Origin of the sequence: Streptomyces sp. DSM 40750 (assembly GCF_024612035.1) — a bacterium.
Classification (GTDB): Bacteria; Actinomycetota; Actinomycetes; order Streptomycetales; family Streptomycetaceae; genus Streptomyces.
In genome coordinates, this window is sequence record NZ_CP102513.1 from 4,767,745 (window position 1) to 4,780,024 (window position 12,280).

At 71.6% G+C, this 12,280-nt stretch carries 10 protein-coding genes and 1 pseudogene; 3 read left to right on the forward strand and 8 right to left on the reverse strand.

The window, feature by feature from the left end; all coding sequences use genetic code 11:
* Positions 1 to 2: 2 nt before the first annotated feature.
* Positions 3 to 680 (reverse strand): response regulator transcription factor, encoded by a 678-nt coding sequence (locus JIX55_RS21365; RefSeq protein WP_239754987.1) that lies wholly within the window; start codon positions 678 to 680, stop codon positions 3 to 5.
* Positions 681 to 1,005: 325 nt separating this feature from the next.
* Between JIX55_RS21365 and JIX55_RS21370 the strand changes: the two are divergent.
* A pseudogene (locus tag JIX55_RS21370) lies at positions 1,006 to 1,455 on the forward strand (oligopeptide:H+ symporter); the annotation flags it as partial.
* Positions 1,456 to 1,531: 76 nt separating this feature from the next.
* Here the strand turns inward: JIX55_RS21370 and JIX55_RS21375 are convergent.
* The 4 genes from JIX55_RS21375 to JIX55_RS21390 all read right to left on the reverse strand — a co-directional run bounded on the left by JIX55_RS21375 (position 1,532) and on the right by JIX55_RS21390 (position 4,997).
* Positions 1,532 to 2,650, reverse strand: a complete 1,119-nt coding sequence (locus tag JIX55_RS21375; protein ID WP_443046489.1) for a hypothetical protein — start codon at positions 2,648 to 2,650, stop codon at positions 1,532 to 1,534.
* A gap of 20 nt (positions 2,651 to 2,670) precedes the next feature.
* Positions 2,671 to 3,408, reverse strand: coding sequence for an LPXTG cell wall anchor domain-containing protein (locus tag JIX55_RS21380; protein WP_257564902.1), 738 nt, complete (start codon positions 3,406 to 3,408; stop codon positions 2,671 to 2,673).
* A gap of 248 nt (positions 3,409 to 3,656) precedes the next feature.
* Positions 3,657 to 4,172 (reverse strand): ATP-binding protein, encoded by a 516-nt coding sequence (locus JIX55_RS21385; protein ID WP_257564903.1) that lies wholly within the window; start codon positions 4,170 to 4,172, stop codon positions 3,657 to 3,659.
* Between the two features lie 456 nt (positions 4,173 to 4,628).
* Positions 4,629 to 4,997 carry an STAS domain-containing protein gene (locus JIX55_RS21390; protein ID WP_257564904.1) on the reverse strand — a complete coding sequence of 123 codons (369 nt, stop codon included), beginning with the start codon at positions 4,995 to 4,997 and terminating at the stop codon, positions 4,629 to 4,631.
* Between the two features lie 247 nt (positions 4,998 to 5,244).
* Between JIX55_RS21390 and JIX55_RS21395 the strand changes: the two genes are divergently transcribed.
* A complete protein-coding gene (locus tag JIX55_RS21395; RefSeq protein WP_257564905.1) occupies positions 5,245 to 6,147 on the forward strand; it encodes an RNA polymerase sigma factor SigF in 903 nt (300 codons plus the stop codon).
* 245 nt (positions 6,148 to 6,392) lie between these two features.
* Entirely contained in the window at positions 6,393 to 8,372 is a 1,980-nt protein-coding gene (locus JIX55_RS21400; protein WP_257564906.1) for an RICIN domain-containing protein, read from the forward strand.
* 7 nt (positions 8,373 to 8,379) lie between these two features.
* Here JIX55_RS21400 and hutI read toward each other — a convergent pair whose 3' ends face one another.
* The 3 genes from hutI to JIX55_RS21415 are packed head-to-tail and all read right to left on the reverse strand — an operon-like array spanning position 8,380 to position 12,250.
* Positions 8,380 to 9,681 (reverse strand): imidazolonepropionase, encoded by a 1,302-nt coding sequence (gene hutI, locus JIX55_RS21405; RefSeq protein ID WP_257564907.1) that lies wholly within the window; start codon positions 9,679 to 9,681, stop codon positions 8,380 to 8,382.
* On the reverse strand, positions 9,678 to 11,048 hold the full coding sequence (locus JIX55_RS21410; RefSeq protein ID WP_257564908.1) for a formimidoylglutamate deiminase: 1,371 nt from the start codon (positions 11,046 to 11,048) through the stop codon (positions 9,678 to 9,680). Before JIX55_RS21410 ends, hutI begins: the two co-directional genes overlap by 4 nt.
* Complete coding sequence (locus tag JIX55_RS21415; protein ID WP_257564909.1) at positions 11,045 to 12,250, reverse strand: allantoate amidohydrolase; 1,206 nt, start codon at positions 12,248 to 12,250, stop codon at positions 11,045 to 11,047. Before JIX55_RS21415 ends, JIX55_RS21410 begins: the two co-directional genes overlap by 4 nt.
* Between the last annotated feature and the right edge of the window lie 30 nt (positions 12,251 to 12,280).

Sequence of the window (12,280 nt, forward strand, 5' to 3'; positions counted from 1 at the left end):
CGTCAGTTCTTCTCGAAGCGGAACCCGACCCCTCGCACCGTGGCGATGTACCGCGGATTCGCCGCGTCGTCGCCCAGCTTCTTCCGCAGCCAGGAGATGTGCATGTCGAGCGTCTTCGTCGAGGACCACCACGTCGTGTCCCAGACCTCGCGCATCAGCTGGTCACGGGTGACGACCCGCCCCGCGTCGCGCACGAGCACCCGCAGCAGGTCGAACTCCTTGGCGGTGAGCTGAAGCTCCTCGTCCCCCATCCACGCCCGGTGCGACTCGACGTCGATCCGCACCCCGTGGGTGGCAGGCGGCTGCGCCGGCTCCGCGGCGCCGCGGCGGAGCAGGGCCCGGACACGGGCGAGCAGCTCGGCGAGCCGGAAGGGCTTGGTGACGTAGTCGTCGGCGCCCGCGTCGAGGCCGACGACGGTGTCCACCTCGTCGGCACGCGCGGTCAGGATGAGGATCGGGATGGCGTGGCCCTCGGCGCGCAGCCGGCGGGCCACCTCCAGGCCGTCCATACCGGGCAGCCCCAGATCCAGGACGACCAGATCGACGCCGCCCTGCATTCCGGCGTCCAGCGCGGTGGGGCCGTCCTCGCGGACCTCCACCTCGTACCCTTCCCGGCGCAGTGCGCGAGCCAACGGCTCCGAGATGGACGCGTCGTCCTCGGCGAGCAGTACACGGGTCATGGAGTGATGGTAGTCCGCCGAGAACCGCAGGTGGAGGGTGATCGGCAAGCGTGATTCACACCTTTGTCCAACGGTTCTCTTACTTCACCGGGGCATGATCCACTCCGGCGGGCGTTTCGTCCCGCCCCGGTGAAGATCCGCGCCGGTACGTGGAGAAGGCGCCCGGGTCCGGTGGGGATCGCGCGCCGATCCCGTGAACATGGCGTCGCGGGGCCGCACGCTCCGCGGCCGCCTCCTGCGTCCACACGACGTGAACGGACGAATGACCTTCGAATAAGCGATCACGTCCCCTTCTTATTACCTGTGACTCGCATCTCAAGCCGTTCCGTTTCCCGCGACCTTCTGGCTGTGGCTGAGCCGTCAGGGCAGGGAGCCCGGCACGGCCGTGAGGCTCGCGATGGCCCTGGTGCTCGTCGGCGTCTCGTTCTACTTCTTCCTGATCCCGCTGGGCATGGCGGCGAGCGGCACGCCGACCAGCCCGATGTGGCTGGTGGGCATCTACTTCATCCAGACCGTCGGTGAGCTGCGCCTCTCCCCGGTCGGCCTGTCGGTGACGACGAAGACGGCCCCGGCCAAGTACGCCGGCCAGATGATGGGCGTGTGGTTCCTCGCGGTCACCGCGTGCGACTCCGTCACCGGCCTGCTCACCAACCCCGCCGTCGGCGGCTCCGACCTCGGCGGCACCGGAATGGTCGCCTTCGAGGCCACCCTCGCCGCCCTCGCGATCCACATGTACCGCAAGAAGGTCAGGGCCCTCACGGGCGACGTCCACTGATCCCGGCGCCGGACGATCCGGACGATGCGCGGGAAGGGCCGCCGTACCTCCGGGTGCGGCGGCCCTTCCTCGTCGCTCACGTGGAGGTGTCCTCCTGCCGTGCGGAGAGCTGCGGGGCCCGGGTCTCGCCCGGATCGGTGTCCGGTGTGAACCACGGCAGGGTAGGGGTCGTACGCGTTCGGGACGACGTACGGGGTTGCGCGTGTGCGGCGGTCGAGGTGCTCAACTTTGGTACCCACGCGGGGAGTTCGGGCATCCTCCGCCCCCGTCCCCGCCCCCGCCCTCGTCGTCCGGCCGTCGTACGCCCCGGCCGAACCCGGTCCACCACCGCCATCCCGATCCGGAACAGCGCGGCCGGTACGACGGCGCAGAGCATCAGCCAGAAGAGGGTGACGCCCCAGGGGCGGCCCACACCCCACGGCTGTTCGGCGAGGACCTTGCCGCCGTACTCGAGGGAGACGGTGTAGTCGCCGTGGGCCCCGGCCGCGAGGTCCACGGGCAGGGTGATGAGGGCCTCGCGGCCCGGCCGGATCGTGCCGTGCCACCGCTGTTCCTCCCACTGCGGCGCGAACACGCCGTGGGAGGTGCCGACCTGGAAGACGGGGTTCTCGACCGAGGAGGTACCGACGTTGCCGACGGTGAAGACCAGTTCGCGGGCGGGCGGCGCCCCGAACCAGGTCAACAGCCCGCTGGAACCCTTCAGCCGACCGTCCGTCAGGAGCGAGAGCCGTCCGCCGGTCGCCTCCTGGGGCAATGGTTCGACCGAGTGCCCGGCGACCTGGAGGACCGCGTCGGCCTCGGCCTTCGGACCCGTGATGGTGCTGACGTGCACGACGCACGGACACGGCACCGGCGGCTCCGCCACCGGCAACTCCCGCTCGAAGTCGCCCTTGCCGTCGGCGGTCACGGCCCGCCCGTCGGCGTTGGCACAGGAGTCGGTCCCGCCGGGCACACCCCGCGACGGATCGGACTGACCACAGACCAAGACCATCAGGATCGCCTTCGGCCGCCAGCCGCTGCCGGTCACGGTGACCGAACCACCGGTCCCGGCCTGTGACTTGGACAACGTCACCGTCGGCTTCTCCGCGGCCCGGGCGGCTCCACCGGCGAACGGCACCACGAGCACCACGACCAGTGCGAGCACGAACGTGAACACCACCACCGCCGACGCGGAGAGCCGCCGCCCTTCGATCACGTCACCGCTCCCGTCTCCCGTCAGCGACGTACGGCCTGATTCCTGCGGGTCACCCACAGCACCCCCGCCGCCCCGGCGAGCAGCACCGTGCCGCCGAGCGTGCCGAGCGCGACCGCCGAGTCCAGGGGCCCGGTCTGCGGAAGTTCACCCTCCGACCCACCGGACCCGCCGGAGTCCGAGCCGCCCCCCGTATCACCCGAGGTACCACCCGAGGCGCTGCCGCCCGCGGCGGTGACGTCGAGCGTCAACGACGGCCCGGGATCGTTGCCCGGCGTGCAGGTCGTCACCGTTCCGAGGGCCTTGATGGTGAGCACGCCCGCGGTGAAGTCGACCTTGCCGGTCTCCTTCGGGGTGTACGTGCCGCTCAGATCATTGATCTTGATCGGCGTATTGGCCGGAATCGCCTCTTGGTTGGCGGGCCCGGTCACCGTGAGCGTCCCGCTGTCGACCCCGCCCAGCTCGATCGTGGCGCTCGGCGTCATCGCGCCCTTGCCCAGCTCGACCGGGCTGGACGACACGCCCTTCTGCCACGACATCGTGATCTTGTAGCCGTCGCCGCTCTCGACGCCCTTGATGTCGATGGGCGACACCGCGGACTTGTCCCCGATCGGTGTCTTGCAGTTGTACTCCACGTCCACGACCTCGGCATGGGCCACCGGAGCGGCCATCAGCACCGCCGAGCCGGCCAGGGCCGCGAGGGACGCGAGCGCGGCGGTTCGTTTCTGGTACGTCCGGTACGACACCTTGGCACCCCACATTCTGACGGAACATCAGATTCGGCCGCTCAAGGTACGCCGGGCCTCGTGGAGAAGGAAGACACACGCAAGTGTCGGATGTGTGCCGATGAAGGTTCGGCTCTCGTGGAGGAGGCGCGCCCCGGCTTTCGAGGGGCTCGGGGCTGTTACCTATGCGGCTCCGTCGCGTGGGCGCGTTCGGCCACGAACGACTCGCAGACCGAGAACGGCCGTCTGCGTCACGGCGGTTCTCGCCTTGCCCTGCGGAGCGTCTACGCCGGAGCCCCCAACTCGGCCCACACCGTCTTCCCAGCGGCCCCCGGAGCCCGTACAACCCCCCAGTCCAGACAGAGCCGCTGCACGATGAACATCCCATGCCCCCCCGGCCGCCCAGCCCGATGCGGCGTCCGCGGCGCGGGATTCCCCGCCCCCCGGTCGGACACCTCGATCCGCAGCACCTTGTTGTCGCAGCTGATCCACAACTCGGCCGGGCCCTCCGCGTGGAGACACGCGTTGGTGACCAACTCGGACACCACCAACAGCACATCCTCCGCCGCCGCCCGCTGATCCGCGGTCGCGGCCGGCAACCACCCCCACGCGTAGAGCGCCTGCCGGGCGAAGTCACGGGCGAGCGGCACCACCCCGCTCTCGCCGTCGAAGCTCAGCCGGCGGGACTGACGGCTCGCGGCGGGTGCCGCGGGCGGGTCCTCACCTGGCGCCCCGGAAGCGCCGCCGGCACCCGGTTCCGGGCCGCGGTCGCCCGGCGAGAAAGGCCGGGTGGTGCTCATCAGCGCTTCACCTCACCGATTCACCAGTTCACGATTCAGGACTTATCAAGGGTGCGGGACGAAGACCCGCGGCACGTGCCGTTTTCTGCTGTCATCCGTAGCGCCATCCGTACTTCCGTCGTACTGCCGAGCCGCTGCCGGCCGCTGCCGGCTCTGCCGAGTTGCCGCCGGGCCGCCGCCCAACCCCCGTCCGTCCACGCCGCCGCCCGTCCGCGCCGCCGTCACCGAGCCGCTTCCGGGCCGCTGACGACATGTTCAGGATGTCTCCTGCCCGAGCGAACCGTCAGAACACCCACGTTTTCGGCACAGAACCTGTGACGCGAACAACCCGCCGTTCGAGGTGGGACACCTGGGGGACGGCTACGAAGGCGGGCGACCGGTCCGAGGGCCGAGACCGGTCCGGCCGACTGGCCGGCGGCAGCCCGGGACGGGGTGCCGCCGGCCAGTCGGCCACCACTAGTCGCCCAAGGCCGCCGCAAGGGTGTCGTGGACGGTGAACACCGCATCCGCCCCGGTGATCTCGAACACCCGCGCCACCGCCGGGAGCATTCCCGCCAGATGGACTCCGCCGCCCGCGGCCTCCGCCCCGAGCCGGACACCCAGCAGGACGTTCAGCCCGGTGGAGTCGCAGAACTCCAGACGCGAGCAGTCCACCACCAGGCGCGTGAATCCCTTTTCCAGGCAGCTTTCGAGTGGCTCACGCAACAGATCGGCGGTGTGGTGATCGAGCTCACCCGCCGGGGTCACGACGGCGCTGGAGCCCTCTTCCCGCACCTCGACCCGTAGTCGGCCCGACTGTGCGCTGCCGACCGTCCCACGGTCCATGCCGTCTCTCTCCCGACCGTCGTGACTGCTGACTCGCCCTCGAACACTACGCCTTCTCCACACTCCCCGACACCTGAACAATCGCCCACAAATGGACATTTCGCCACAGTAGGCACTTGCGACGGCGTCGTGAAACCGGGTAGGGCTAGTAGAGACACGAATCGACACGGCCGGCTTTGGAGGCGCCGCACACCGCAGTGCACGTATTGGCATCGGCGGCCATATGCCGAGAACGATGGAGGACATCATGTCACCCCGGCTCGACGAATCGCATACCCAGAGGGCGACGTCGGCACCCTCTCCGGAAGAGATCCCGGACGACCTCGCCCACAATCCGGGCGACGCGCTCGCCGACCTTCCGGAGATCCCCCCGTACGACGAGGTGGGGCCGGTGGACGCACGGGCCCTGTCCAAGACCCTCTTCGAGCGGCTGGAGTCCCTCGAAGAAGGCACGTACGAGTACTCGTACGTCCGCAACACCCTGGTCGAACTCAACCTGGCCCTGGTGAAGTTCGCCGCCTCCCGCTTCCGGTCGCGCAGCGAGCCGATGGAGGACATCATCCAGGTCGGCACGATCGGCCTGATCAAGGCGATCGACCGCTTCGAACTGAGCCGGGGCGTCGAGTTCCCCACTTTCGCGATGCCGACCATCGTCGGTGAGATCAAGCGGTTCTTCCGTGACACGAGCTGGTCCGTGCGGGTCCCGCGCAGACTTCAGGAACTCCGGCTCGACCTGGCCAAGGCCGGTGACGAACTCGCTCAGAAGTTCGATCGCGCTCCGACAGTGGGAGAGTTGGCGGAGCGCCTCGGCCTGACGAACGACGAGGTCGTCGAGGGCATGGCGGCGTCGAACGCGTACACCGCCTCGTCGCTGGACGCCCAGCCCGAGGAGGACGACTCCGAGGGCGCGCTGGCGGACCGGATCGGCTACGAGGACCACGGCCTCGAAGGCATCGAGTACGTCGAGTCCCTGAAGCCGCTGATCGCCGAACTGCCGTCGCGCGACCGGAAGATCCTCTCCTTGCGGTTCGTCGCCAATATGACGCAGTCCGAGATCGGGGACGAACTGGGCATCTCCCAGATGCATGTCTCCCGGCTCCTGTCCCGCACGCTGGTACGGCTGCGCAAGGGACTGACGCTGGAGGAGTGAGCGCGAGCCGACACCGAGGACTTCGGTGACGGCGACAGCGACAGCGCGCAAGTCGGCCGGGTACGGCAGGAGTTGCGACACTCCTCGCGTACCCGGCCGAACTGGTGCCGGCCCGACCCCTGCCGTATCCCCTTACCGCGAGAAACACCCTCCCCGCGGTTCTCCTTCCGCCACTATGGTCACGCGCCCAGACTGATCGGTATGCAGAGCCGACGGGCGGACACGGGGGTCGAGGAGGCACGAGGATGACTCGGGCTCGGGACGAGCGCCCCGGCGACGACGACAGCCATGAGGACCAGCGGGACACCGGCGCGCCGGGCTCACGTCCGAGCGACGCGTCCGACGCACGGCTCACCGCGCTGTTACGCGCCGACTCGCCCACCGCGTATCCGGCTCTGCGGGAACTCCGCGAACGCCACCACCCGTCGGTCCTCGCCTACGCGCGGCTGTGCGCCGCGAGCGAGTCCGCGGCACGGCAGTTGGCGACCCAGGCGTTCACCGTCGCCACCCGGGAGACGGCGCGCGGCAGCGAGCCGACCGTCCCCTGGCGCCACCACCTGCTCCTGCTGACCGCCCGGGCGGCCGCCACCTGGGCCGCGGACGACCACGCGTCCGGCCTGGCCCCCGCCCTCCGCCTCGCCTACGACACGGCGGGCCCCGACGGCCCCGTCCCGCCGCCCCTGCTCGCGGCGTTCCAATCCCTGCCGCCGCGCGCCCAGGGCCTCATCTGGTACGGCGCCGTGGAGCGCGAGCCCGACGACCGTACGGCCGTGCTCCTCGGCCTCACCCCCGACGAAGTGGCGTACCGGCAGGAGCCCGCGCTCCGCGCCCTGCGCCAGGCCTGCCTCAGAGTGCGCCTCGCCGCCTCGGAGGATCCGCGCTGCCAGGACTTCCGTCGGCTGATCGAGGAGTCCGTACGCCCGGACAACCCCCGCCACAGCGTGGATCTGCAGGCCCATATGGCGCACTGCACACACTGCACCGGCGCGTACGAGGAACTGTGCGCCCTGCGCGACCACCCGCGCGCGACACTCGCGGAGGGGTTGCTGCCGTGGGGTGGTACGGCCTACGCGCGCGGCGGGGTGGGGCCGCTTGGCGGACCGGGTGGGCGTGGCGGACCGGGTGCGCATGGCGGCGGTCGTGCGGGCGCCGGGGCGGAAGCGGCGGAGGATTTCGCGGACCCGGGGGCCGGGGCCGGGACGGGAACACGGGCGGGGGCCGGGGCAGGCTTCGGAGCGGGGGGATGGACGCCGGCAGCGGCGGAGCCGTGGGGAGAACCGGGCGTCGGCTCCGACGCCGACGGCCGGGACCGGGCGGTGGCCGGGGCGGGCGCCGAGGCCTGGACCGGTGCCGTGGCCGGGGCGGGCGCTGAGGCCCGGGTCGGTGCGATGGCCGGGGCAAGGGGCGGGACCGGAGGCGAGGCCGCAGTCGGCGTGGCAGCCGAGGCCGGGGCCGGCGCTGCGGCCGGGACGGGGCCCCTGGCTGCCGTGCGGTCGCCGTCACGTCGGCTCGTGCTGTCCGCGGTGGCCCTGGGGGTGGCGCTGGCGCCGCTGCTGGCGTTCCTGGTGTTCTCGGGCCAGGGAGACTCGTCGTCCCCGGACGCGGCGGGTTCCGGCGGTACGCCGTCGGTTCCGCCACCGGTCAGTGTGACGCCGACGGTTCCGTCGAGCCCGACGCCGTCCCCGACCGCTTCGCGCACCGAAAAGCCGTCGAAGCCCCCGAAGTCGCCCGAGCCGACGAAGAGCCCGAGTCCGAGTCCGAGTCCGTCGAAGGCGGACCGCGCGACACCGTCGCTGCCGTACGGGCCACCGCTGAACGGCGCCTACACCCAGGTGGTGAACGTCGCCTCGGGCCTGTGCCTGGACATCCGGGGTGAGTTGGAGAAGGGCACCGACGTCGTCACGGCCATCTGTTCCTCGCGCGACACCCAGCGCTGGCGCGTCGACTCCGACCGGGACGCCCTCCAGTCGTTCGCCGACCCCGACCTGTGCCTCGACAGCCGGGGGGCGACCGACGACGGTGTGGGTATCTGGGAGTGCGACTCGCTCGACGGCGACAACGGCGAGAACCTGCGGTTCGAGGTCGACTCCCGGGGAATGATCCGCCCGGCGATCGCCCCGGACCACGCGGTGACACCGGACGCGCTGGGCTCCGTCGCCTTCGCCGAGGAGCAGGGGCGCGACCGGCAGCGGTGGCGTGCGGGCGCCGGGCCCGTGCACGACTGAGGCCCGGTCAGGCGACGCGTACGCCCCTGCGCCACACCCCCGTGACCAGGGGAACTCCCGGCCGATAGGCGAGATGGACGTGGCTCGGCGCGTCCAGCAGCACAAGATCGGCGTACGCGCCCGGCGTGAGGCGGCCGATGTCATCGCGGCGGAGCGCCCGCGCGCCCCCCGCCGTGGCCGACCAGACCGCCTCGTCCGGGGTCATCCCCATGTCCCGTACGGCGAGCGCTACGCAGAACGGCACGGACGAGGTGAAGGACGACCCCGGGTTGCAGTCCGTCGAAAGAGCCACGGTGACACCCGCGTCGAGGAGACGGCGCGCGTCCGGCCACTCGGCGCGGGTGGAGAACTCGGCGCCGGGCAACAGCGTCGCGACCGTGCGGCTGTGGGCGAGGGCGTCCACGTCGGCGTCGGTGAGGTGGGTGCAGTGGTCCGCGCTCGCCGCGTCCAGCTCGACGGCGAGTCGCACGCCCGGACCGTACGACAACTGGTTGGCGTGGATGCGCGGGTGCAGGCCCTTGGCCTTGCCGGCCGTGAGGATCGCGCGGGCCTGCTCGCCGTCGAAGGCGCCCTTCTCGCAGAAGACGTCGATCCAACGGGCGTACGGGGCACAGGCGTCGAGCATCTCGCCGGTGACGAGGGCGACGTAGGCGGCGGGGTCTTCGGCGAAATCTGGGGACACGATGTGGGCGCCGAGGTAGGTGACCTCGTCGGTGTGGGCGGCGGCGATGCGCAGCGCCCGGGCCTCGTCCTCGACGGTCAGGCCGTAGCCGGACTTCGTCTCGAAGGTGGTCGTGCCCTGGCGGAGGGCCTCGCGGAGGTAACGGGTGAGGTTGGCCTCCAGTTCCTCGTCGGTGGCGGCACGGGTGGCCGCGACGGTCGTACGGATGCCGCCCGCGCTGTAGGCGCGGCCGGACATACGGGCGTTGAACTCGGCGGTCCGGTCGCCCGCGAAGACGAGGTGGGAGTGGGAGTCCACGAAGCCCGGGATCACCGCCCGGCCACCGGCGTCGACCCGATTGTCAGTGGCGGGTGCTTTGCTTTGATCACCGGTCCACGCGATGCGTTCACCGTCGATGACGACGGCCGCGTCCTGGATCAGTCCGAGGGGGGATCTGTCGCCGAGGGAGGGGTCGTTGGTGACCAGGGCAGCGATGTTGGTGATGAGCGTGCTTGCGGTGCTCGCCGAGTTGGCGGGGCTGACGGTCGTCGGGCTGCTCATGGCGTCCTTGGTTGCCTGGTCGGCGGTGGGGTCGGGTTCGGGGTCGGGGTCGGGGGCTGGTCGCGTGGGCGGGGGGCCGGGCGTCATCCGCGCAGTGCTGCGACGGCGTCCGCGAGGGCTCTCGGCACATCCGGTACGAGCGCGTGCGCCCCGTCCCGTACGACGTGCCGGCCACCCACGACCGTATGCGACACGTCTGCTGCCGACGCGGCGAATACCGCGGTCTCCGCGCCCAGCCGTGGAAGCGGCCCTGCAGTCCTGACCGAGTCGAGCGCGATCGTCGTGAAGTCGGCGAGCGCGCCCGTCTCCAGGACGCCCGCGTCGTCCCAGCCGATCGCCGCGTGGCCGTCGGCCGAGGCCGCCCGCAGAAGGGCCGCCGCCGTCCAGTGACCGCGCGTACGGGTGCGCAGCCGCTCGTTCAGCTCCATCGCGCGCGCCTCTTCGAGCAGGTCGATGACGGCGTGGCTGTCGGAGCCGAGGGAGAGCGGGGAGCCCGCCCGTTGCAGGGCTGCGGCGGGGCCGATGCCGTCCGCGAGGTCGCGTTCCGTCGTCGGGCACATGCAGGTGCCGGTGCCGCTGTCACCGATCAGGGCGATGTCCTCGTCGGTGAGGTGGGTGTTGTGGACGCCCGTCGTCCGGGGGCCCAACACGCCGTGCTCGGCGAGGAGTTGGGCGGGCGTGCACCCATGTGCCTGACGGCAGGCGTCGTTCTCCGCCGTCTGCTCCGACAGGTGCACGTGCAGCGGGGCCCGCCGCTCCTCGGCCCACCGCGCCACGGTCGCCAACTGCCCTGCCGGCACGGCCCGTACGGAGTGGACGGCCGCACCGATCCGCGCGTGATCCCGGTCCTTGAGAACTGAACAGCGTTCCGCCCAGGCCTCCGCCGTGCCGTCGGAGAAGCGGAGCTGGTGGTGGTCGGGTGCCTGGCCGCTGTGCTTGTTCAAGATGCCGGCGGACAGGTAGGCCGTGTCGAGGAGGGTGATCCGGATCCCCGCCTCGGCGGCGGCCTCGATGAGCGCCTCGCCCATGGCGTTGGGGTCGGCGTACGGGGTGCCGCCGGGCGCGTGGTGCACATAGTGGAACTCGCCGACGGCCGTGATGCCGGCCAGCGCCATCTCCGCGAACACCGCCCGCGCGAGAGCGTGGTACGTGTCCGGGGTCAGCCGTTCCGCCACCCGGTACATGACCTCGCGCCAGGTCCAGAAGGTGCCCGAGCCGACCTGGACGGTGGCGCGCAGGGCACGGTGGAAGGCGTGGCTGTGGGCGTTGGCGAGGCCGGGCAGGGTGAGCCCGCGCAGGACCACGGCACCGGGCGGCGGGGTGGGCGTGCCGGTGCGCACGGCGGTGATGCGGCCGTCTCGGGGGCTCCCCCCTCCGGCCACGGTCAGGGCCACACCCGGTTCGACATCCGTGCCGAGCCAGGCGTGTTCGAGCCAGTAGGTCGTCTCCGTCACCTGCGGGCCAGCCCTTCCAGTACGTCGGCGAGCGCGGTCACTCCGGCCAGGCAGTCGTCCTCGGCGGCGTGCTCGGCCGGGGAGTGCGAGACGCCCGTGGGGTTGCGCACGAACAGCATGGCGGTCGGGACGCTCCCCGAGAGGATCCCGGCGTCGTGTCCGGCCCCGGTCCCGAGCACCGGCACCTTCAGTTCGGCCGTGTCCCGGCCCAGGATGCGGGCGATCTCGTCCCGCAGCGCGTGCTCGAACTCGACGACGGGCGTGAAGGACTCCCGGACGACCGCGAGCTCGATCCCGTGTTCCCGGGCGTAGTCCCGGGCGGCCTCCTCGATCGCACCGACGACCGTGTCCAGGGTCTTCTGGTCCTCGGCGCGGGAGTCGAGCCAGCCGCGCACGAGGGAGGGGATGGCGTTCACGCCGTTCGGCTCGACGGTGATCTTGCCGAACGTGGCTACGGCCCCGGCCAGCCGCGCCTCACGCCGGGCCGCGAGCACGGTCTCCGCGTACGACAGCATGGGGTCCCGCCGGTCGACGAGCCGCGTCGTCCCGGCGTGGTTCGCCTCGCCCCGGAAGTCGAACCGCCACCGCCCGTGCGGCCAGATCGCACTGGCGATCCCGACGGCGTGCCCCGACAGATCCAGCGCCCGCCCCTGCTCGACATGCAGTTCGACGAAGGCCCCGATCCGCGCCAGCCGCTCCGGATCGGGCCCGATGCCCTCCGGGTCGTACCCGGCCGCCTCCATCGCCTGCGGCAACGTGACCCCGTCCCCGTCGGTCAGCCGCCCCGCCTGTTCGACGGTCAACTGCCCGGCAGCCAGCCGAGACCCCACACAGGCCAGCCCGAACCGGGCCCCCTCCTCATCCCCGAAGTTGACGATGGCGAGGGGTTTGTCGAACCGGGCGCCCCGGGCGCGGAGTTCATCGAGCGCGGCGAAGGAGGACACCACACCGAGGGGGCCGTCGAAAGCGCCCCCGTCGGGCACGGAGTCGAGGTGCGACCCGGTGACGACGGCATCCCCGGCGGCGGGATCACCAAGCCAGGCCCACTGATTCCCGTTCCGGTCCACCTCGTGGGCCAGCCCACGGTCCCGGGCCTGTTCCTCGAACCAAGCCCGGCACTCGGCATCGGCGGCGGTCCAGGCGAACCGCCGATAGCCACCGGACTCGGGGTGTCGCCCGATGGGCTCGAGCTCCCGCCACATCTCGTGAAAGGAGGCACCGCCGGTGACGGG